This is a genomic window from Pseudarthrobacter siccitolerans (genome assembly GCF_030823375.1).
Taxonomy (GTDB): domain Bacteria; phylum Actinomycetota; class Actinomycetes; order Actinomycetales; family Micrococcaceae; genus Arthrobacter; species Arthrobacter siccitolerans_A.
Genome location: NZ_JAUSXB010000001.1, coordinates 4,002,213 through 4,022,416, shown reverse-complemented (window position 1 = coordinate 4,022,416; position 20,204 = coordinate 4,002,213). Strand labels below are relative to the sequence as shown.

Annotated in this window: 18 protein-coding genes; 7 read left to right on the top strand and 11 right to left on the bottom strand. The window is 65.6% G+C overall.

What is annotated here, in order from left to right:
- The first annotated feature begins 130 nt into the window (after nucleotides 1-130).
- Together QFZ36_RS18770 and QFZ36_RS18765 are read left to right on the top strand one after the other, a co-directional pair.
- Nucleotides 131-1,111 (top strand): trypsin-like serine peptidase, encoded by a 981-nt coding sequence (locus QFZ36_RS18770; protein ID WP_306638576.1) that lies wholly within the window; start codon nucleotides 131-133, stop codon nucleotides 1,109-1,111.
- Complete coding sequence (locus QFZ36_RS18765; protein WP_306638575.1) at nucleotides 1,095-1,268, top strand: hypothetical protein; 174 nt, start codon at nucleotides 1,095-1,097, stop codon at nucleotides 1,266-1,268. The genes QFZ36_RS18770 and QFZ36_RS18765 overlap by 17 nt, the downstream gene beginning before the upstream one ends.
- Nucleotides 1,269-1,357: 89 nt before the next feature.
- Here the strand turns inward: QFZ36_RS18765 and purH are convergent, their stop codons facing one another.
- Nucleotides 1,358-3,058, bottom strand: a complete 1,701-nt coding sequence (purH, locus tag QFZ36_RS18760; RefSeq protein ID WP_306638574.1) for a bifunctional phosphoribosylaminoimidazolecarboxamide formyltransferase/IMP cyclohydrolase — start codon at nucleotides 3,056-3,058, stop codon at nucleotides 1,358-1,360.
- Nucleotides 3,059-3,199: 141 nt separating this feature from the next.
- Between purH and QFZ36_RS18755 the strand changes: the two genes are divergently transcribed.
- Nucleotides 3,200-4,552 carry an MFS transporter gene (locus QFZ36_RS18755; RefSeq protein WP_306638573.1) on the top strand — a complete coding sequence of 451 codons (1,353 nt, stop codon included), beginning with the start codon at nucleotides 3,200-3,202 and terminating at the stop codon, nucleotides 4,550-4,552.
- Nucleotides 4,553-4,635: 83 nt separating this feature from the next.
- Here the strand turns inward: QFZ36_RS18755 and QFZ36_RS18750 are convergent, their stop codons facing one another.
- Together QFZ36_RS18750 and purN are read right to left on the bottom strand one after the other, a co-directional pair.
- Nucleotides 4,636-5,571 carry an endonuclease domain-containing protein gene (locus QFZ36_RS18750; RefSeq protein WP_306638572.1) on the bottom strand — a complete coding sequence of 312 codons (936 nt, stop codon included), beginning with the start codon at nucleotides 5,569-5,571 and terminating at the stop codon, nucleotides 4,636-4,638.
- A gap of 140 nt (nucleotides 5,572-5,711) precedes the next feature.
- The gene (gene purN, locus QFZ36_RS18745) at nucleotides 5,712-6,296 is read right to left on the bottom strand and encodes a phosphoribosylglycinamide formyltransferase (protein WP_306638571.1); all 585 of its coding nucleotides are present in this window, start codon (nucleotides 6,294-6,296) and stop codon (nucleotides 5,712-5,714) included.
- A 39-nt stretch (nucleotides 6,297-6,335) separates the two neighbouring features.
- Here purN and QFZ36_RS18740 point away from each other — a divergent pair, with 39 nt between their 5' ends.
- Nucleotides 6,336-6,767 (top strand): hypothetical protein, encoded by a 432-nt coding sequence (locus QFZ36_RS18740; RefSeq protein WP_306638570.1) that lies wholly within the window; start codon nucleotides 6,336-6,338, stop codon nucleotides 6,765-6,767.
- Between the two features lie 10 nt (nucleotides 6,768-6,777).
- On the opposite strand, the gene QFZ36_RS18735 is transcribed toward QFZ36_RS18740, so the two are convergent.
- Nucleotides 6,778-8,091 carry a cell division protein PerM gene (locus QFZ36_RS18735; RefSeq protein WP_306638569.1) on the bottom strand — a complete coding sequence of 438 codons (1,314 nt, stop codon included), beginning with the start codon at nucleotides 8,089-8,091 and terminating at the stop codon, nucleotides 6,778-6,780.
- Between the two features lie 149 nt (nucleotides 8,092-8,240).
- Here QFZ36_RS18735 and QFZ36_RS18730 point away from each other — a divergent pair, with 149 nt between their 5' ends.
- Nucleotides 8,241-8,702, top strand: coding sequence for a DUF4383 domain-containing protein (locus QFZ36_RS18730; RefSeq protein WP_306638568.1), 462 nt, complete (start codon nucleotides 8,241-8,243; stop codon nucleotides 8,700-8,702).
- 285 nt (nucleotides 8,703-8,987) lie between these two features.
- Here the strand turns inward: QFZ36_RS18730 and QFZ36_RS18725 are convergent, their stop codons facing one another.
- The 6 genes from QFZ36_RS18725 to QFZ36_RS18700 all read right to left on the bottom strand — a co-directional run bounded on the left by QFZ36_RS18725 (nucleotide 8,988) and on the right by QFZ36_RS18700 (nucleotide 16,391).
- Nucleotides 8,988-9,821 carry a PRC and DUF2382 domain-containing protein gene (locus tag QFZ36_RS18725; RefSeq protein ID WP_306638567.1) on the bottom strand — a complete coding sequence of 278 codons (834 nt, stop codon included), beginning with the start codon at nucleotides 9,819-9,821 and terminating at the stop codon, nucleotides 8,988-8,990.
- A gap of 224 nt (nucleotides 9,822-10,045) precedes the next feature.
- Complete coding sequence (locus QFZ36_RS18720) at nucleotides 10,046-11,506, bottom strand: L-fucose/L-arabinose isomerase family protein (RefSeq protein ID WP_306638566.1); 1,461 nt, start codon at nucleotides 11,504-11,506, stop codon at nucleotides 10,046-10,048.
- A gap of 83 nt (nucleotides 11,507-11,589) precedes the next feature.
- On the bottom strand, nucleotides 11,590-12,645 hold the full coding sequence (gene rhaS, locus QFZ36_RS18715) for a rhamnose ABC transporter substrate-binding protein (RefSeq protein WP_306638565.1): 1,056 nt from the start codon (nucleotides 12,643-12,645) through the stop codon (nucleotides 11,590-11,592).
- Between the two features lie 56 nt (nucleotides 12,646-12,701).
- On the bottom strand, nucleotides 12,702-13,814 hold the full coding sequence (locus tag QFZ36_RS18710; protein ID WP_306638564.1) for an ABC transporter permease: 1,113 nt from the start codon (nucleotides 13,812-13,814) through the stop codon (nucleotides 12,702-12,704).
- Nucleotides 13,807-14,856 (bottom strand): ABC transporter permease, encoded by a 1,050-nt coding sequence (locus tag QFZ36_RS18705; RefSeq protein WP_306638563.1) that lies wholly within the window; start codon nucleotides 14,854-14,856, stop codon nucleotides 13,807-13,809. Before QFZ36_RS18705 ends, QFZ36_RS18710 begins: the two co-directional genes overlap by 8 nt.
- A complete protein-coding gene (locus tag QFZ36_RS18700; protein ID WP_306638562.1) occupies nucleotides 14,853-16,391 on the bottom strand; it encodes a sugar ABC transporter ATP-binding protein in 1,539 nt (512 codons plus the stop codon). The genes QFZ36_RS18705 and QFZ36_RS18700 overlap by 4 nt, the downstream gene beginning before the upstream one ends.
- Before the next feature lie 221 nt (nucleotides 16,392-16,612).
- On the opposite strand from QFZ36_RS18700, the gene QFZ36_RS18695 reads away from it, so the two are divergent.
- Together QFZ36_RS18695 and QFZ36_RS18690 are read left to right on the top strand one after the other, a co-directional pair.
- On the top strand, nucleotides 16,613-17,803 hold the full coding sequence (locus tag QFZ36_RS18695; RefSeq protein WP_306638561.1) for a glycosyltransferase family 4 protein: 1,191 nt from the start codon (nucleotides 16,613-16,615) through the stop codon (nucleotides 17,801-17,803).
- Nucleotides 17,800-19,227, top strand: a complete 1,428-nt coding sequence (locus QFZ36_RS18690) for a UDP-glucose dehydrogenase family protein (RefSeq protein ID WP_306638560.1) — start codon at nucleotides 17,800-17,802, stop codon at nucleotides 19,225-19,227. The genes QFZ36_RS18695 and QFZ36_RS18690 overlap by 4 nt, the downstream gene beginning before the upstream one ends.
- Here QFZ36_RS18690 and QFZ36_RS18685 read toward each other — a convergent pair.
- Nucleotides 19,163-20,029 carry an HAD family hydrolase gene (locus tag QFZ36_RS18685; RefSeq protein WP_306638559.1) on the bottom strand — a complete coding sequence of 289 codons (867 nt, stop codon included), beginning with the start codon at nucleotides 20,027-20,029 and terminating at the stop codon, nucleotides 19,163-19,165. The two genes, QFZ36_RS18690 and QFZ36_RS18685, sit on opposite strands and share 65 nt — an antisense overlap.
- Nucleotides 20,030-20,204 lie beyond the last annotated feature (175 nt).

Below are 20,204 nucleotides of genomic sequence, written 5' to 3'. Positions count from 1 at the left end.
AGGCGATCCTTGAGCCGCCGGAGGCCGCTACATTATAGGTCACTACTATTTACAAATCTGTCATATCCCGATAAATTCGGGACGTCACACCCGGCTCTCCCCGGCTCATCCCCGTTACGACAGGACAACAATGACACGCACCAGGTCCCTGGCTACCGGCCTTCTGAGCCTCTCGGCCGCAGCCGTTCTGGCACTTACTGCCGCCGGCGGAGCCACCGCTGCCCCGGCCGCTTCCGAGGACAAAAAGAATCCTTCCGTGACCAGTGCGGCCGTTGAGAACGCCGGCGCAGCCGACTACTGGACGGCAGACCGGATGCTGACGGCCATCCCCGGGGACGTCCTGGCCGGCAAGGCGCTGGAACGGGGCAACCGGTCCAGCCCACTGCTGGTGGAAAAGAGCAAGAGCACCGAGGTCAAGGCCTCCCGGAGCCAGCAGACCCTCGCGCAGAGTGAAACTCCGGTGAAGACCGTCGGCAAGGTCTTCTTTACGCTTGCCGGAACCAACTACGTGTGCTCGGGCAACTCTGTGTCCGCCAAGAACAAGAGCACGGTGTCCACGGCGGGGCACTGTGTGAATGAGGGACCGGGAGCCTTTGCCACCAACTTCGTTTTTGTTCCTGCGTACGAGAACGGCGCAGCACCTTACGGCAGGTGGACTGCCACCTCCCTGCATACACCCACCCAGTGGAGCAGCGGCGGGGACATGACCTACGACACCGGGTTCGCCGTGGTAGGCAGGAACACCAGCGGGCAGTACCTGGCTGACGTCGTTGGCGCGTCGGGCGTGGCGTTCAACCAAGCGTATGGCCTGACCTACAAGTCCTACGGCTACCCGGCAGCTTCGCCGTTCAACGGTGAAACACTGAAAAGCTGCTACGGCCGTGCAAGCAAGGACACGAACAACCCGCAGTTCGCCACCCAGGGAATTCCCTGCGACATGACCGGTGGCTCCTCGGGTGGGCCCTGGTTCATCCAGAACAGCAAAACGACAGGTGCAGACGGACCTCAGAACTCCATCAACAGCTACGGCTACAACGGCTCCGCCGTCATGTACGGCCCCTACTGGGGTGCTGTCATCCAGCAGGCCTACAAAAGTGCAGCAGCATCCTAAGGGCCCTCCTTCCAGCGAGGATGCCGTCAGCCGCAGCGACGTGAACCAGACCCGCGAGGAGATCCTCGAGTACTGGACGGAGGAGCGGATGGCGGAAGCCAGGCCCCGGGAGCTTCGGCTTCCGCAGCCCGGCCCGCCTCCAGCTGACCAGGACTAAGCCCGGACATCACGACGGCGCCTGTCCCCTACGAAGGGGACAGGCGCCGTCGTTGGTGGGCCCACGGGAGGCTAGGGAGCCGGTGGGGATTAGTGGAAGAAGTGCCGGGCACCCGTGAAGTACATGGTGATGCCGGCGGCGTTGGCGGCTGCGATAACTTCCTCATCCCGGACCGAGCCGCCGGGCTGAACCACGGCGCGGACGCCGGCGTCGATCAGGATCTGCAGGCCGTCAGCGAACGGGAAGAACGCGTCGGAAGCCGCCACGGCACCGCGGGCCCGCTGGGGCGCCCCGCTCGCACCTGCTTCTGCCGTCGCGACGTTGCTGGCACCGCCGGCACCTTCGACGTCGGACTCCACCTGCACGCCAAGGGTGTTGGCCCGCTCCACGGCCAGGCGGCAGGAATCCAGGCGGTTGACCTGCCCCATGCCGATCCCCACGGCAGCGCCGTCCTGGGCAAGCAGGATGGCGTTGGACTTGGCGGCGCGGCAGGCGGTCCAGGCGAAGGCGAGGTCCGCAAGCGTCTTCCCGTCCGCGGCCTCGCCGGCGGCCAGGGTCCAGTTGGCGGGGTTGTCGCCGTCGGCATCAACCTTGTCGCTGACCTGGACCAGGACGCCGCCGGACACCTGGCGGAGCTCCGTCGGATAGCGGCCATAGCCCTCCGGAAGGGCAAGCAGGCGGATGTTCTTCTTCTTGGACAGGATCTCCACGGCCTCGGGCTCGAAGCCCGGGGCGATGACAACCTCCGTGAAGATGTCCTTGACCGTATTGGCCATGCCGGCGGTCACGGTGCGGTTGGCGGCGATGACGCCGCCGAAAGCTGAGACGGGATCGCAGGCGTGCGCCTTCGCGTGGGCGTCGGCGATGGGGTCCGCAGCATCTGCAGCGCCCACTGCTACGCCGCAGGGGTTGGCGTGCTTGATGATGGCGACGGCAGGCTCGCTGAAGTCGTAGGCCGCACGCAGTGCTGCATCGGCGTCCACAAAGTTGTTGTAGCTCATGGCCTTGCCGTGCAGCTGGTCGGCCTGGGCGATGCCCGCCGGGGCGGCCTTGTCAACGTAGAGGGCTGCCTGCTGGTGCGGGTTCTCGCCGTAGCGCAGCACTTCGGAGCGCTCAAGGGAAAGGCCGGCGTAGGCGGGCCAGTCGATGACGCCGTCGCCGTCTTCATCCAGGAACTGGCTCGCGGTCCAGGTGGCCACGGCGTTGTCGTAGGACGCGGTGTGGGCGAACGCCTTGGCGGCCAGCCGGCGTCGGGTTTTCAGGTCGAAGCCGCCCTCGGCGGCAGCGGTGACCACCTGGCCGTAGAAGGAGGGGTCCACCACAATGGCGACGGCGGCGTGGTTCTTCGCGGCGGAGCGCACCATGGCGGGGCCTCCGATGTCGATCTGCTCCACAACATCGTCCTGGGCAGCGCCGGACTTCACGGTCTCGACGAACGGGTAGAGGTTCACCACCACCAGGTCGAAGGGCTCGATCTCCATGCTGGTCAGCGTTTCCATGTGCGCCGGGACCCGGCGGTCAGCCAGGATGCCGCCGTGGACGCGCGGGTGCAGCGTCTTGACGCGGCCGTCCAGCATCTCGGGCGAGCCGGTGACTTCCTCGACCTCCTGGACGGGAATGCCGGCCGCGGCGATCTTCTTGGCCGTGGACCCGGTGGACACCAGCTTCACTCCTGCTGCATGCAGGCCCTGGGCGAGCTCCTCCAGACCGGTCTTGTCGTAAACCGAGATCAGGGCCCGGCGGATGGGAACACGGTCAATGGATACGCGCTCATGCTGCGTGAAGCTCACAAATGTCTCCGTCTTATGTCGCGGAACAGTGCCGCGGTTGGTGGGGATACGGCCAGTTTATCGCGAAGTGCACTTTGCCCCCTGTGCAGGCGGAAGTGTGAACGTCAGCGGCCCGGGATAAAGTTCTTCCAGGAGGCTGCGATGAATACTTACACCACTGTGCCGAGCGGCGAGCAGGTGGTCCAGGAACTGCCATGGCGATGGAAAGTCCAGGGCAGGATTTTCGTGATCGGCGGCCTCGGTTTTATGTTCGATGCCTGGGATGTGACCCTGAACGGCATCCTCATTCCGCTGCTCTCCACGCACTGGGCCCTGTCCCCGGGCGACGTTGCGTGGGTGGGAACGGCCAACCTGATCGGCATGGCCCTGGGCGCTTTTGTGTGGGGAACCATCGCGGACACCATCGGGCGCAGGAAGGCCTTCACGGCCACCCTGCTGATCTTCTCCCTCTTCACCGTGCTGGGCGCCTTCTCCCCCGACTTCATCTTGTTCTGCCTGTTCCGGTTCATGGCCGGCTTCGGCCTGGGCGGCTGCATTCCTGTGGACTACGCGCTGGTGGGTGAGTTCACTCCCCGCAAGCAGCGCGGCAAGGTCCTGACGGCAATGGACGGCTGGTGGCCGGTGGGTGCCGCCCTGGCCGGTTTTGTCTCCGCCGGGCTCGTCGCGCTGTACGGAGACTGGCGGCTGACCATGCTGGTGATGGTGTTGCCTGCGCTGCTGGTGTTCTGGGTCCGCCGGAGCGTTCCGGAGTCCCCGCTGTTCCTGATCCGCAAGGGCCGGCGTGAGGAAGCAGCCAGGGTCATTGACGATCTGGTGGCGGCAACGGGGGCGGAACCGCGCGCCTACAGCCTGCCCGACACCAGGGAAGTGCCCAGGCTTTCCGCCGGCAGCGCCTGGCATCAGCTGCGCCTCGTGTGGCAGTTCAACTGGAAGATCACGGCCGCGGCCTGGTCCCTGTTCTTCACCATCCTGCTGGTCTACTACCTGTCGCTGACGTGGATGCCACGGATCCTGATCGGCGCAGGATTCGCCGAGTACAAGGCGTTTGTCACTACGGCGTCCATGGCCGCCGTCGGGCTTTTAGGCGTTATTGTTGCGGCCCTGCTGGTGGAGCGGGTCGGCCGCAAATGGATCCTCGCCATCACCGGTCCGCTGTCAGCGCTGACCCTGGTGATCGTTGCGATCGTGGTGGACATCCCCACGGCGGCGGTGTTCTGGCTTCTGGTGTTCGGCTTCGTGGTGCAGGTGGCCATCCCGGTCCTCTACGCCTACGTTTCCGAGCTCTACCCCACCGAGTTGCGCGGTACCGGTTTCGGCTGGGCGTCCACGTTCTCCCGGCTGGGTGCCGGCTTTGGCCCGCTCATTTTCGCGAACTACTTCTGGCCCGAGCTGGGCCTGGCCATCTCCTTCGCCCTGGCCGGAGGGCTGGTGCTGCTTGCCGTGCTGTGGATGGCGTTCTTCTCCCCCGAGACCAGGCAACGCCGCCTCGACTAGCCCTCCCCCCACCCAACTAGGTAGCGCGAAGTGTCGTTTTGAAGCCTCAGAATGACACTTAGCGCTACCTAGTTTCGTATACGTCATTCTCGGGACCAGCCTCGGAGCAGCAATGCCCGTCTCACTTTCGCTACAGCGAGCCCGGCATTGTTTTGCATGTGCCGTTTGGAGATTCGAACCAGCACCCATCCGGCGCGGCCGAAGTCCTCTTCGCGGGCAATGTCGCGGACCACCTGCTCCGTCTCGGAGTGTCCCGCGCCATCGTATTCCACGGCTACCTTCTGTTCGGGATAGCTTAGGTCAGGTTGGCGTACGACGCCGGGACGCAGCTCGGTGGGCACGTTCAGCAGAGGTTCCGGCAGGCCGGCGTCTTCCAGCGCAAGCCGCAGCCTGGTTTCAGGAGCAGAGTCCGATCCCACTCTCGCCAGGTCAAAGGCCAAGCGCGCCTTCTGTATGCCGGGAGTCCCCTTATGCCGGTCGAGCATCTCGGCGAGGTCCTCCCGCGATGCGTAGGGCTCGGACCTTCCCTCAAAGTCGGGCCGCGGAATCCGTAGCAGATGATCCGCGACGACCGTCAACTCTTCGATGCTCATCTTGCGGGAACAATCCAGCCACGTGCGGGTCCGGGAAGTGACCAGTAGGCCGTGATGGCTGACTATCTCGTCGTCGAAGAACTGCCCGCGGTGTCCTTTCACCCCGGGTCGGCGCATGATGGAAACGGTGTCAGGACGGGAGACGTGAAGCAGCGGTTCGTTGCTGCCCGGCAGGAATCCGGGAAACTGCCACAGCAGAAAGGCGGATGCATGCGAAGCTGCGGCAAAATCGGTGACCAAGGTGTAGGGCCGGATGCCAGGGGCGAGATCGTCCTGGTTGTACGCGTCCGGCACCCGCACTCCCCTGCTTGGCCGCTGCAAGCCTCGGTGACGGAGCCGGCGTCGGCTGATCCCGGCGTCGAGCGCTTCCTGGAAGGTGAACGGCAGGGAAGCCAATTGTTCGGGTAGTCGGCTTGGAACCTTCATCCGCCCATCGTGGCAGGCCTGCGGGAGCGCCGCTGGGGTTATCCACAGGCCGCCCCCATCCGCTCAACTAAGTAGCGCTAAGTGTCGTTTTGGCGGGTCAAAACGACACTTGGCGCTACCTAGTTGGGTGGGGGCCGGGGTTAGGTGGCGAGCTGCGCGCGGTGGGCGGCGGCGAGGGATGCCAGGGTGGACACCAGCAGCCGGCGCTCCACCACCTTGATGCGCTCGTGCAGGGTCTCCTCGGTGTCGGACTCCTCGATGGCCACGGCTTCCTGGGCGATGATGGGACCGGTGTCCACGCCGGCATCCGCCCAATGGACAGTGCAGCCGGTGACCTTCACGCCATACGCCATCGCATCCCGGACACCGTGCGCGCCCGGGAAAGCCGGAAGCAAAGCGGGGTGGGTGTTCAGGTACCTGCCGTTTAAAGCGTCGATGAATCCCGGGCTCACGATCCGCATAAAACCTGAGGAGACCACCACATCCGGCTCAAACGCGGCAACGGCCTCAGTCAGGGCAGCGTTCCAATCAGCCCGGTCAGCGAAGGCCTTGAAGTCCACAACAAACGTGGGGATGCCCGCGTCGGCAGACCGTTCCACCCCGTAGGTCCCCGGGCGGTCGGCCCCCACCGCGGCGATTTCGACGTCGAGGTCCCCTGCCTTCACCGCGTCAATAACTGCCTGGAGGTTGGACCCGGTTCCGGAAACGAGGACTACGATGCGCATGGCTCTAGCTTATGGGCACGCTCGCGTAGGCTGGAAAACATGAACACCACACCGCAACCGGCTGGGCAGCAGCGCACAAAACCGCCGCTCAGCGAGGCAGCCAAGGCCTCGCTCGCCAAGACCCACACCCTGTTCCGGATCTTTGTGGTTTCCGTGCTCGGCTCTTTCTTTGTGTACCAGCTCGATGTCAGCTACCTCTGGTTAACGGCCCTCCTGACGGTGGCCAGCCTGGCCCTCGGCGTGATGCTCCTGATCAGGGCGGCCCGGTTGAAGGAGTCCCGGCTGGTCCTCATCGGCACCATTTCGGGACTGGTGGTGTCCGCGATCATGGTGCTGCTGATCCTGATCACAGCCCTGTTTTTCGACGAAGTCCGCGAGTACCAGGCGTGCGTCGGCCGGGCTTTGACGGACCAGGCACAGTCGGCGTGCCGGGTGCAGCTGCAAGGCTCGCTGCCCTCCCAGCTCCCTTAGGCACGAGGTCCTACCGGACCAGCTCCGCGTCCTCTTCCTCCGCGGCTTGCTCACGTTCCAGCCAAGGCCCGGCCGCGTAGCCAATCACGACGCCGGCAGCAGCTTCCACAGCCACCCAGACTCCCGTCCACAGCGGGTCAGGACCAATCGCCGTCAGGCGTCCGATCCCTGCCGATCCGCGCGCCACCCATGCCAGGCCGGCGGTGAGCAACCCGGCAGCCAGGCCGCACAGCACCCCGAGCACCAGGGTGGAAACCGTGGCACTGAACCAGCGGACCCGGACTTTGATCGAGAGCCACTCGTCGAAGTGGTTTTCGCCTTCACGGAGGAACCACCAGCCGGCCAGCACACCCGCGAGGACCGGGACGATCAAGGCAACGAAGGCATAATCCTGGGGCCCGGCCGGGATGGCGGCCAGCACCGGGATGGAAGGCAGCGGACCCACGGCGGTGCCCAGCGGGCCCACCTGGGATCCGACGCCCATGGCAAAACCTGAACCCGACGCCCAGGCCAGGGCAAACACCACGAGATTGGGCAGGAAGCCCAGCTGCGCGATGGTGAGGGCGGCACCTCCCACCGCCCCGGCGTCGAGCGCTTCATAGACCGCAACCACGAGGTTCCAGTGAATGAACAGGTCAACGGCCAGCAGCAGCGCGGCGAGCGCCAGGGCTGACAGCACCGCCACAGAACCGGCCTTTGCGGCGGAGCCGAGGTAGGACCCCGCCCAGCGCGAATGCTGGCTGGTGCGGGAGAGCCAGTCCACGGCGTCGACGCCGATCAGCCTGCTCCAGGAGCCTGCCTCGCGGCGTGCGCCGATCACCATGCCCAGGGCATAGGGAATGAGTGGGATGAACATGGCATGCCAGGGGTTGATGACGACGTCGGGCGTGCGGCAGACGAAGCCCGTTGCCGCCCCGAAGGCCGCGTACACCAGCCAGGAACCGAGGAGTGCCTGCCATAGCTGGTCTGTATAGGAGGCCCGGGCCAGCCGGCGCCCTGCCCGCCAGGCGAGCAGGAACGGGATCAGGGTAAGGCCAAGGGGAATCAGCGTGAGCAGCCCGGACCCGGAGCTGGCCCCGCCCGTGGAGCCGGCGGCCTTAAGTTCCAGCGGCACCCCATGGACCAGCAGCCAGGACTGCCCGGCCAGGCGCGCCAGGAACTCGACGGCGCCGTCGTGGAATCCGGCCGTAGCCCACACCGCCAGGACCGGAGCGATCACCACCAATGCCGAGATGATGGCTGCCTGGGCCGTTTCGAGGGCACCCTGCAGCCACAAGGGCATGGGAAGGCCACGGTCTCCGGTCTGATCAGCGCGCAGTTTCATCGTTGTCCATGGTGTCACGGCGGCCCCGCCCGGTCTGTGACCGACAGGCACAACCGCCTGTGGCACCGTCCCACGACCCCTTGCACCGGCGCTTTTCGCAAGGGGCGGCCGTAAAATTGAACTGTCCACATGAGTGGCAGGAGGCAAGAATGACTACCGCATCCCCACATGCACACGGCGTTCACTTTGGGCGGGCAGACGTCCAAAACGCTGGCATGGGAGTGGGAATTGTTTTGATGCTGGTGGGTGTCCTGGGCTTTATCCCGGGCGTCACCACCCAATACAGCGAACTAATGTTCCTCGGACCGGCTTCGCATGCCGTGTTCCTTGGTTTGTTCCAGGTATCCATGCTGCTCAACATTGTGCAGCTGGCCATTGGCGCAACGGGTCTGGCCATGTCACGCACCGAGCATGGCGCCCGTAATTTCCTTCTCGGAGCAGGCGCACTGTATGTCGTCCTGGCCATCTTCGGGCTCATTGTCGGTGTTGATTCGGCGGCCAATTTCCTCTCGCTGAACATGATGGACAACTGGACCCACCTGGCACTGGGCGTCGTGATGGTTGCTGCTGGCTGGCTGTTCTCCAGGAACATGGCGTCCGACAGGGCATAGCCCGGTATTCGTAACCCGGGACAACAGGAGCCGCGAATGGGTGAAGAACACTAAGTTCTGAAGAAATTCGTCCTACTGGCTGGTGCAGTCGCCGCTCCGGCACGGCTGCACCGGCATTCCGCGGCCATACCGCCACCAGCGGGAACCAGCCGCGGCAACAGAACAACAGTTCCGCATGCACAACGACGCCGGGAGCCCCCAAGTGGACTCCCGGCGTCGTTCGCTGCGTGGTTGCCTCAGCGCCGGTCCGTTCAGCGGCGCGCGGCACGACGTCAGCGGTGATTGTCAGCGGCGCTGGTTGCCGTCGACGCCGTCGGCGTCGATGTGCTCCTTGCGCACTTCCTCATTGACGGTGACGTCGTCCTGGACCACGTCCTTGTCCAGGCGGACCCGCTCCACGGGGACAGTTTCCTTCTCCACCACGGGGCGCTCCTCGTGCAGAATCACCTCATGTTCTTCCTCGCTGATGTCCGGCCCGCTCAGGGCAGCACCGCGGTTCGCATCAGTGATGGGCTCCCGCTCCAGGCGGACCTCTTCACGCCGCACCGGAACCGTCTTGGTGACGTTTTCGGTGGTGACGTACTTCCGGAGCCTGGCGCGGCCAGCGGCCTCGCGTTCGGTGCCAACGTGGAGCCGCTCCTCCGAGCGGGTCATGGCGTCGTCGGTGGTGGGGCCGGAGGTATCGTGGCCAACGGTTTCACGGCCAGAAGCGTAACCGGCGGCACCGGTGTTCGGAGTGCCGGCGTTAAGGTCCGCGTCACCCTGCAGGTCCACGTCGCCCCGGGTGTCGGAGTACGTCCGGGCACCGCGCTCGTAGTAGGTGTAGAGCCGGTCTTCTTCCTCGGGGGTGAGGTGTCCGTCCACATCTACGCGGGGGGCGTCCTTGACGTGGTCCTTGGTGTAGGGGACCACCAGGTCACCGCCCTGGTCGTGTGCACCTTCGACAGGCACGAAGGACTGGGAAGTGCCGAAGAGACCGGTCTTGACCGTGACCCATGTGGGCTCGCCCGTGTCGTCGTCCGCGTAGAGCTGGCCGATTGAGCCGATCTTCTCGCCGTCGGAACCGATGACGTTGCCGCCCTTGGTGAGCAGGCTTTCGATGTTTTCCCTGTTAAGCATGACGTCTCCTTGGATGTGTCGTTGCGCTGGGTCTAGCCAGCAATGGAGTTCCGGTGACGGAGTTTCCCCCGGCTCCGGCCTCCGCCCCCTTTGCTAGAGGCTTCGGGCTGACTGCCCGTCTACAGTAAGCATGCTTAGCATCAAAAGGAAAGTTTACTTAGTAATTTTTTTCGCGCCGGATGTGCCAACCCCAATCTGACGAGGCACTTTGTCCTGAAATTGGTTCAGGCTCCGTGTGCGAGTGAAACGTGTCGGTGTGGGATGCCCACCAGTGATGCCGCGGCCTTGATGTCGGCCGCCCGGTGCCCCAGGCACAGAGCCCAGTGGTGGCCGGTTCCGGTTTGGCTCCAGAGGTCCACCCAAAGGCCGGGATCGCCGCCGAAATCCACGCGTGACGTAGTGTTCCCGATGGCCAGCAGGGGGCCATGCACCACCGCTCCTTCGGAGGTGACAAATACGTAGCCGCCGTCCGGGTCCTGGCCCAGGGCGAGGGTGGTGACCGGTCCGGGCCGGACGTCGAATTCCACGGACACTCCCCAACCCCGTTTGCCGTGATAGATACCCAGTCCGCGCAGCAGCGGGTCCTTCGCCGAGACCGCGAGATGCGCCGGCCCGTCATGGCCCATCTCCACCACGTTGTCAAAGAAGTTCAGGGCCTGGATTTCGGTGAAGGAGCCTCCCGCGCCGATGGCCTGGGCAGTCAGCATGGCAATGGAGGTCCGCAGCTCATACTCCCCCGCCATGGGAATTCCACGCGCTGTGAGGATGGACGAGCCCAGGATCATCCCGGCGCCCAGCCGCTCGTGCTGCTCTCCCGCCAGGCCGCGGTGGTAGTAGGCCACCGAGTCCAGGTCGAAGTCCTGCACGAGCCGGTCCAGGCCCACCGAGACCCTGGCACCCCAGGCGAAGTCGTCCTCGTTCACGGACTCATCGAGCACAAACAGCTCCCTGGCCAGGGCCAGCCGCTCGGACACCTCATCCCCGGTGACGGCGTTGACGCGCTCGCGCAGGTCATCGAACTCAAGCACCTCTACGTGGGACCCGAACGTGGTGGACACGGTGGTCAGATCGGTGGCAACGTCAAGCATGCCCGGGTAAAGGTGGCCCATGAGGCCATGGCGGGCGTTGCGGAGACGGGCGCGGACGCCGGCGGCGTGGACCCACTGGCTGATCCGTTCCCAGGCGGCGTCCTGTTTCAGGTGGCCGGAGACGGACCGGAACTGGATGCCCGCCCGGCGGAAGACATTGGCTACCTCGGGCACGGGGCATTGGCCACAGTAGGCCAGCCAGGCTCCGGTATCGAAATTCGCGTGGTCCATCGCTTCGGTGGGCTGGAGATCGATGACCAGCACCGGGCTGCCGGAACGCTGTGCCACGGGCAGGACCATGGAGGACGTCAGGTAGGTGGCCAAAAAGATGACGATGAGGTCGCAGTCGGCCTGCCGCAGCTTTTCTCCCGCTGTCAGGGCTTGGGCGGCATCAGAGATGAACCCCGCATCGATGACCTCGGCGTCCATTTCCCGAAAGCGTGAGGTGACGTACCGGGCCGATTCCTCCAGCTGCGGCAGGAGGTCCGGAAACTGAGGCCAGTAGGCCCCCAGCCCCCCGGACACCAGGCCGATCCGGGTGGGCCGGCGCTTGTGGGGTTCCAGCAAGGCAGCAGCAGAATTCTTGGTGGGCAGCATGGGCAGCCTTTCCGCGGTTCAATCAGTGCAGGGGCGCGGAAGGCCGGGCGGGCCGGAGAGGCCCGCCCGGCTGGGCTTCCGGGCTAGAAGTTGTACTTGTCGATGTTGCCCGTGTTGAAGACGGTGGGCGGGCCCACAATGACCTTTCCGCCTTCCTCAACAGTCCGGTCGCCGAGGTTCCCGGCAGTGAACTTGTCACCGGCCTTTCCGGTGATCTTTCCCTCAACCAGCGCCTTCCCGGCGAACGCTGCAACGTAGCCGAGCTGGGCTGGATCCCAGAGCGCGAACTCCTTCACCGTTCCGTCCTTGACGAACGGCCGCATCTCGTTGGGCAACCCCAGCCCGGTCAGCGCAACCTTGCCCTTGTAGGCAGATGTGGAGAGGTACCTGGCGGTGGCGGCAATACCCACCGTGGTGGGCGAAATGATGCCTTTCAGATTGGGGTGTGCCTGCAACAGGCCCTGGGCCTCCTGGAAGGACTTGGTGTCGTCGTCGTCGCCGTAGACCTTGGCCACGAGCTTGATATCCTTGTAAGCCGGATTGGAGGCCAGGTCCTCCTCCATGAACTTGATCCACTCGTTCTGGTTGGTGGCGTTTGCCGTGGCAGAGAGGATGGCGATCTCACCGGAGCCGCCGATCTGCTCGGAGATCAGCTTGGTCTGGATCAGTGCCACATCTTTGGCCACCACCTGGCTGATGAACACGTCGCGGCAGTCGGGGTTGGCGTCGGAATCGAAGGCCACGATCTTGGCGCCGCCAGAGCGGGCCTCGCCCAGGGCCGTGCAAACGGCGTCGGGATCATTGGCGGCGATGACAATGACGTTTGTTCCTGCCTGCGTTTCAGCATTGATGAATGACACCTGGCTCGACGCCGATCCCTCCAGGGGGCCGACCACCTGGGAGGACGCGAAGCCTGCTTCCTTGGCACCGGTTTTGCCGCCACCCAGGACCACGTCCGTGTAGGGGTTGTTGAGCTGTTTGGGGATGAAGGTGATCTTCTGGTCCTGCACAGCGGCGGACGTCTCGCCCGAGGTTCCGGAGCCGCCGCCGCATGCCGTAAGGGCCAGCGCCGCAGCAGCCGTGATGGCGACGAGCGGGGCCAAGTGAGGCGGCCGGCCGGGGCTTTTTCGGTTCTTCATCATTGTTTTCCTTCTCCCTAGTTGTAGTCCGGTTTTGATTGGTCCTGATGGCCGGTTCAATGGACACGGTCAGTTGAAGCGCCGGCGCCTGTGCCCCGGCTGAAGCTCTGGCGTACCCTGCGGAGATGCCGCCATTCGCGGACCGCGGCGCCGATGCTCGGTGCCACCACGGAGAAGATGAGCAGCAGGCCGGTGACGGTGATGAGGACGACGTCGGACACCCTTCCCAGGCGCAGGGCATAGTTCAGGCTGCCGATCAACAGGACGCCGGCTACCGCACCGGGAATGGTGCCCTTGCCACCGAAGATCGAGACGCCGCCAAGCAGCACGGCAGCGATGACGGCCAGTTCCAGCCCTGACGCGTTGTCGCTGCGGGCGCTGGTGTAGCGCAGCGTCCAATAGATCCCGGCCAGGGCAGATACGGCACCGGAGGCCGCATAAAGCCAGAACTTGCTGCGGGCTACCTTGATGCCCACGAAGTTGGCCGCTTCCTTGCTGTAGCCCATCGCGTACAGCCCCCGCCCGAAGGGCGTGAAATGGAGCAGGATTCCGAAAAACAACACAATAAGGACGACGCCGATCATCACGGTGGGGATGCCGGTGGCGCCGAGCTTGGAGGTAAAGAAGGCAGTCAGCGGCTTGGGGAAGTTGGCTACAGCGTTGTCCCCGATCACCACTAGTGCCAGTCCGCGGAACAGCGCCAGCGTACCGATGGTGACGGCCAGGGACGGCAGGCCCAGGACAGCGATCAGGAAGCCGTTGAACATGCCGGCCGCTACTCCTGCCAGCAGGCTGATGGCCAGTACCAGCCAGATGTCCAAGCCGCCGGCCCAGAGGACGCCCATCAGGGCGCTGCTTAGGCCCGCGGTGCTCGCCACCGAGAGGTCGATCTCGCCGGTGACGATGATCAGCGTCATCGGCATGGCGATGAGCAGGACGGGGATGACGTCCAGCAGCAGGAAGCCGGTGGTGACCGGCGAGGCGAAGCGCGGGATGGAGATCGCTGCGAAGACCAGGAACGCGAGAAGGGCGTAGATGGTGACGGCGTCGCGGCTGGCGAGGATGCGCGCGGCACCGGTGCGTCCTTTTGGCTCGGTGGCCAGCGGCTTGGTGCTGTCCGCGACGGGCGGGGCCGCGGGGGTGCTGCTGGGAGTGGTGGTCTCAGACATTCCGTGCCTCGCTTATCCGCAGTTTCCTGGCCGTGCGCAGGCTGGCCAGGCGGTCGATCACGATGGCCGTGAGGATCAGGATGCCCACAATGGCCTGCTGCCAGAATTTGTCCACCCGAAGGGCGGTCAGCGAACTGGTAATGGTGGTCAGCAGCAAGGCACCCAGGGCTGCACCGGCGACCGTCCCGCTTCCGCCGAAAATCGCCACCCCGCCCACTACCGCGGCGGCCACCACGTCCAGTTCCATCCCGGACCCGGTGGTGGCGCCCACGGAGTTGAAGCGGCTTGCGTAGAGGACTCCGGCGAGGCCGGCGAGGGCACCGTTGGCCAGGAAGGCCAGGAACACCCGCTGGGATACCTTGATGCCCAGGACTTTCGCCGCTTCGGGGTCGGAGCCGATGGCGTACAGGTCCCGGCCGGGGCGGGTGCCTGCCATATAGACGGCGACGGCGGCCACCACGGCGATGGCCAGCAGGGTGATGATCGGGAAGCCCAGCACGGTGTCCACGGACAGCGCCCCGAAGGCTTCCGGCCGGTCCCCGGCGAAGTACTGCTTTCCGCCGGCCCAGGCATTGTTCAGCCCGCGGAACACGTAAAGGGTGCCGAGGGTGATCACCAGCGCCGGGACCTTGGCCACGGTGACCAGGAACCCGTTGAACATGCCGAGCAGGGCGCCGAAGGCCATTCCGAGGAGCAGCACCACAATGATCGGCAGGCCGGGCGTGGCAACGAAGATGGAGCCGGTGCCGAAGGCGACCAGCCCCAGCATGGAACCGACGGACAGGTCGATGTTGCGCGTGATGATCAGCAGGGTCTGTCCGGCCGCCAGGATAACGATGATGGTGGCGTTCAGGAGCAGGTCCTTGACTCCCTGCGGGGACAGGAACAGCGGGTTGTTGATGTAGGTGATGAGCACCAGCAGCACCAGCGCAACCAGCACGGGGAGTTCACGCAGGCGCAACAGCCCGCCAAGTCCGCCGCTGCCGCCTCGGGCGGGTGCCGCCGCCGCACCTTTTTCCTCGTGTTTGACCGTGGAACTCATTCCATCACTCCTGCCGAGGTTGCCGCGTGCATGACCGACTCGGGGTTGGCGTCCGCCCTGTCCAGCTGCGCGGTAATCCGGCCCTCGCGCATTACGAGGACCCGGTCCGCCATCCCCAGGACCTCGGGCAGCTCGGAGGAGATCATCAGGATGGCGATCCCGCGGCCGGCGAGGTCGGAGATGAGTCTGTGCACCTCGCTCTTGGTGCCCACATCGATGCCGCGGGTGGGCTCGTCGATGATGAGCAGCCGTGGATCGGTGGCCAGCCACTTGGCCAGCACCACCTTTTGCTGGTTCCCGCCGGAAAGTGTTGAGACGGCATGCTCCTGGCTTCCGGCCTTCACCTGCAGCCGCTTGCTCCACTCCTTCGCCGCCGCCCGTTCCTTGCCGCCATTGATGAGCCCGGCGGTCACAAACTTGTTCCGCAAGGTGAGCGTCACGTTCCGTGCCACCGACAGGTTCATCACCAGGCCCTGCTTGCGGCGGTCCTCGGGCACAAAGCCGAGGCCGGCGGCAATGGCGGCCTGCGGGTCGCGGGCTTTCAGCGGTTTTCCTTCCACCTGGATCTGCCCTGAGTCGTAGGTGTCGATGCCGAACACGGCCCGGGCCACCTCTGTCCTGCCGGCACCCACCAGGCCGGCGAGCGCAACTATTTCGCCGGCACGGACTTCGAAGCTGATGTCCCGAAAAACACCGGACCTGCTGAGCCCGTCCACCTTCAGGACCGTATGCCCGATCTCCGCCTCGGCCTTGGGAAACAGCGTTCCGATGTCCCTGCCCACCATTTCCCGGACAATCTGTTCAACAGTGACGTCGGCGGTCCGGTGGGTGGCGATGTAGCGGCCGTCGCGCATCACCGTGATCCGGTCGCAGAGATCAAACACTTCGTCGAACCGGTGCGAGATAAACAGGATGCCTGTGCCTTTATCCCGCAGGGCGCGGGCCACGGCAAAGAGCCGGTCCACTTCCACGCCGCTGAGCGCGGCGGTGGGCTCGTCCATCACCAGCACCTTCGCATCGAGCGAAATGGCCTTGGCGATCTCGATGATCTGCTGGTCGGCGATGGACAGCCCCTCCGCCACGCGGGATGGATCAATGGGTACTCCCAGCCGCCCGAACAGCTCAGCTGCCTGCCGCCGCATCCCGGCACGGCTGATCAGCCCGGACCTCCCCTTGGGTTGCCGGCCGATGAAGATGTTCTCGGCCACGGTGAGGTCCGGGAACAGGGTGGGCTCCTGGTAAATGACGGAGATTCCGGCGGCCTTGCTTTCTGCCACGTTCTTGAAGTGGACGGGTTCGCCGCTGAGCCGGAAGTCGCCCGAGTCCGGATGGTGCAGGCCGGCGAGGATCTTCACCAGGGTGGATTTGCCGGCGCCGTTCTCACCTACCAGCGCATGGATTTCGCCCGCGCGGATCTCCACCGTGCCGTCCGCCAGCGCCACGACAGGGCCAAAGGTCTTGGCGGCACCGGCCAGCGACAGCACGGGCTCGTCCCCCTGGACCGGATCCTGACTCTCATTGCGTTCTTGCTGCATAAATGAACCGCACCTTTGGGGTCTATGCGAAAAACAATGAATCGTTTCATAACACCTGAGTGACTTGAATCATAAGTCCGCTGACCAGCACGGTCAATAGAATTGGCGGCCCGCCGGGCATTCGTGATTCATCCGTGTTCAAAGCTGATGTTTCCCTAACCTTTCCCCCGGCGTCACATCTGGTCCCCCGCCCGGCAACGAGGTCCGCCCACGGTGGAGGAGTGAGGATCGCAATTGTTGCTGAATCGTTCCTGCCCCTGATGAATGGCGTGACGCATTCGATCCTGCGGGTGCTGGACCATCTGCAGGGCCGGGGCGACGACGTCCTGGTCATTGCGCCGTCCACCCAGGACGGCGAAGCGCCGGACCGGGTCAAGGGCGCCGAAATCCACCGCCTGCCCGCGGTGCCGCTGGCCGGCTATGCGAACGTCCGGGTGGCGATGGGCGGTGTGTATCGGGTCAAGCGAATCCTTGCCGACTACGCACCGGACGTGGTCCACCTGGCCTCGCCGTTTGTCCTCGGCTGGCGGGCAGTCCAGGCTGCGCATCAACTGGGCATCCCCACCGTGGCCATCTACCAGACCGAGGTTCCCAGCTACGCGGCACGGTACGGTGTCCCGTTCCTGGAGAACTGGGCCTGGAATCGGGTGGACAACATCCACCTGCTCGCCAGCCGCACCCTGGTGCCTTCCACGTTCGCGCTGAACCAGTTGCGCGGCCGCGGCATCCCCCGGCTCCGGATGTGGCGGCGCGGCGTGGACACCAAACGCTTTTCGCCGGAAAAGCGCGACGACGGCTGGCGCGCTTCAGTTGCTCCCGGCGGTCAGCGGATTATCGGCTACGTGGGCCGGCTGGCCGTGGAGAAGCAGGTGGAGGACCTGGCTGTCCTGGCGGGGGTGCCTGGGACCAGGCTGGTGATTGTGGGTGACGGTCCGCAGCGGGGGGCACTGGAACAGGCCCTGCCGGATGCGGCCTTCACCGGATTCCTGGGCGGCGAAGAGCTTGCCCGGGCGATGGCGTCCTTTGACCTGTTTGTCCATCCCGGCGGGTTTGAAACGTTTTGCCAGACTATCCAGGAGGCCATGTCCTCGGGGGTGCCGGTGGTCGCCACCGGCCGCGGCGGCCCCCTGGACCTGGTGGAGAACTCCCGGACCGGCTGGCTCTACGAACCCGGGGACCTGCCCGCCATGCGCGCCCACGTGCTGGACCTGATGGGCGATGACGCCAAGCGCCGCGCTTTCGCAGCAGCGGCACACGCCTCGGTGCAGGACAGGACCTGGCCTGCCCTCTGCCAACAGCTGGTCCGGCACTACGAAGAGGTCATTGCCGGCATGCCGGTTATGGCGCTGGGCCCACGCCCGCCGGCTTCCCTGGCCGGGCCTGCGAGGTCAGGGCGAGGGTGGGGAGTGTGAAGATCTCCATCATCGGCTGCGGCTATCTTGGCGCCGTCCACGCCGCCACGCTGGCGTCCATGGGCCACACGGTGACGGGCATCGACGTGGATCCCGCCAAAGTGGACCAGCTGTCCGGCGGCGTGGCGCCGTTCCATGAACCCGGCCTGGAGGAACTGCTGCAGGACGGCCTCGCCACGGGCCGGCTGAACTTCTCCACGCGCGCGGCCGCCGCCAGGGGCGCGCAAGTGCACTTCCTGTGCGTGGGAACTCCCCAGCACAAAACGTCCGACGCCGCCGACCTCACCTATCTCACCTCTGCCGCGGAGGCGCTGCTGCCGCACCTGGCCGCGGGCGCCGTCGTCGTCGGAAAATCGACCGTGCCCGTGGGCACGGCGGACATGCTCCGCGGCGTGCTGAACGCCCGGCCGGATGTCCTGCTGGGCTGGAATCCGGAGTTCCTCCGGCAAGGCACCGCGGTGAAGGACTCACTGGTGCCGGACCGGCTGGTCTACGGGGTGGACGGCGGCCGGGCCGCAGCGTTCAACCCCCGGACGGGGGCACCCATGGGGGTGACCGCCGCACTGGATGCGGTCTATGAGCCGCTGCTCGCCGCCGGAATTCCCCGTGTGGTGTGCAACTTCGCCACCGCCGAACTCATCAAATCGGCCGCGAACGCCTACCTGGCCACCAAGGTCAGCTTCATCAATGCCGTCGCCGGGCTGTGCGACGCCGCCGGCGCGGACGTGGCGGAGTTGAGCGAGGCGATGGGCATGGACCCGCGGATCGGCGGGCGGTACCTGCACGCCGGGCTCGGATTCGGCGGCGGCTGCCTGCCCAAGGACATCCGCAGCTTCCGGTCCCAGGCCGCCGGCCTCGGCGTCACGGCGGTGGCGGACTGGATGCAGCTGGTGGATGCCGTCAACCTCGGCCAGCGCGTGCGGACCGTGAACCTGGCCGCCGAACTCTGCGGCGGCACCCTTGCAGGGCGCTCCGTCACGGTGCTGGGCGCGTCCTTCAAACCGGATACCGACGATATCCGCGATTCCCCTGCCCTGGACGTCGCGGACCGCCTGTCGGCTGCCGGGGCGCACGTGACGGTTACCGACCCCAAGGCAGTGAACCATGCCTGGCGGCGCTACCCGCGGCTCCGGTTCGAGGCCTCCACCCTGCGGGCACTGGAGGGCGCGGAGCTGGTGTTGCTTCTCACCGAGTGGGATGAGTATCGCCGGCTTTCACCTGGCGTTGCCGGGGCGCTGGTACGACGGCGGCTGGTGCTGGATGCGCGCAACGCTCTGGATGCGGCCGCCTGGCGGGCCGAAGGCTGGGAGGTGCGAGGCCTCGGGACCTCCGCCGGCGCGGCGCCTGCAGCAGAAGAGGTCAGTCCAGGAGGCCCAGTTCCGCAAAAGCCAGCGCCACCCCGTTACCGCCCGGTCCGGCGGTGAGCCGGTCAGCGACTGCCAGCACCTTCGGATGGCCGCCCTCCACCGCGATGCCAATGCCTGCATACTCGAGCATCTCGATGTCATTGGCGCTGTCGCCGATCGCCACCATGTCTTCCCGCCTCAGGCCGAGGCTCTTCTCCACCACCTGGATGCCCACCGCTTTGTGGGTTCCGGCCATAAAGATCTCCCCGGCGGTGTCGCCCAGGGCGGACAGCGAACTGGGGATGAGTCCCACTCCCGCGCCGAGACCGTCCATCAGGCCGGTCAGCGGAACCGGGGAGTCAAAGCAGGAGATCTTGGCGAAGGACACCGTCCGCAAATCGTCGCTGTACTGCACCGGACCCAGGATGTCCTCCACCGGATCAACGTCAGTGCTGAGAACGCCATCATGCCGGGACCTGCCGGCAAAAACGGGCGTCAGCACCCGCCGCAGGCGCTCGTCCACACCGGTCCTTCCATACAGCGCCTCCGGCGCCTCAAGGATGTAGGCAACGTCATTGGCGTCAAGCGCGTCCACGATACGTGCCGCCAAGTCCGGGCTGAACCTCGCGTCCTTAAGTACCTCCCCGTCCAGCTCCACCCGCGCACCGGCACCGGTAATGATCCCGTCAAACCCTGCGTCAAGGATGTGTTCGGGCACCATGGACAGCGGCCGGCCAGTGCAGACAAAGACCAGGTGTCCGCGGCGGCGCACTTCCTGGACGGCGTGCACATGCGCGTCGGGGACCACTCCGTGGTCAGCATAAGTGCCGTCGATATCGAGGAAGATGGCACGCGGCCGGACGTTTTGCTGGCTGGACATGCCGAAGCTCCTTGGTTTTTGGCCGGGGACAGTCAACTCTATCGAAGGGTCCGCAGGAGGGCGGGAAACCCCGGATTTTCCTGCCGATGCCCGCACCGGTTGCAGGAGCGGCGCATTCTTCCCGGGAAAACTGACAGTCATCCCGTGATATTCAGGTCTTGAAGTGTAGTAAGCA

Coding starts and splice junctions, on each gene's coding strand:
- QFZ36_RS18770 (WP_306638576.1), top strand. CDS start 131: ATGACACGCACCAGGTCCCTGGCTACCGGCCTTCTGAGCCTCTCGGCC.
- QFZ36_RS18755 (WP_306638573.1), top strand. CDS start 3,200: ATGAATACTTACACCACTGTGCCGAGCGGCGAGCAGGTGGTCCAGGAA.
- QFZ36_RS18750 (WP_306638572.1), bottom strand. CDS start 5,571: ATGAAGGTTCCAAGCCGACTACCCGAACAATTGGCTTCCCTGCCGTTC.
- purN (WP_306638571.1), bottom strand. CDS start 6,296: ATGCGCATCGTAGTCCTCGTTTCCGGAACCGGGTCCAACCTCCAGGCA.
- QFZ36_RS18740 (WP_306638570.1), top strand. CDS start 6,336: ATGAACACCACACCGCAACCGGCTGGGCAGCAGCGCACAAAACCGCCG.
- QFZ36_RS18735 (WP_306638569.1), bottom strand. CDS start 8,091: ATGAAACTGCGCGCTGATCAGACCGGAGACCGTGGCCTTCCCATGCCC.
- QFZ36_RS18730 (WP_306638568.1), top strand. CDS start 8,241: ATGACTACCGCATCCCCACATGCACACGGCGTTCACTTTGGGCGGGCA.
- QFZ36_RS18725 (WP_306638567.1), bottom strand. CDS start 9,821: ATGCTTAACAGGGAAAACATCGAAAGCCTGCTCACCAAGGGCGGCAAC.
- QFZ36_RS18720 (WP_306638566.1), bottom strand. CDS start 11,506: ATGCTGCCCACCAAGAATTCTGCTGCTGCCTTGCTGGAACCCCACAAG.
- rhaS (WP_306638565.1), bottom strand. CDS start 12,645: ATGAAGAACCGAAAAAGCCCCGGCCGGCCGCCTCACTTGGCCCCGCTC.
- QFZ36_RS18710 (WP_306638564.1), bottom strand. CDS start 13,814: ATGTCTGAGACCACCACTCCCAGCAGCACCCCCGCGGCCCCGCCCGTC.
- QFZ36_RS18705 (WP_306638563.1), bottom strand. CDS start 14,856: ATGAGTTCCACGGTCAAACACGAGGAAAAAGGTGCGGCGGCGGCACCC.
- QFZ36_RS18700 (WP_306638562.1), bottom strand. CDS start 16,391: ATGCAGCAAGAACGCAATGAGAGTCAGGATCCGGTCCAGGGGGACGAG.
- QFZ36_RS18685 (WP_306638559.1), bottom strand. CDS start 20,029: ATGTCCAGCCAGCAAAACGTCCGGCCGCGTGCCATCTTCCTCGATATC.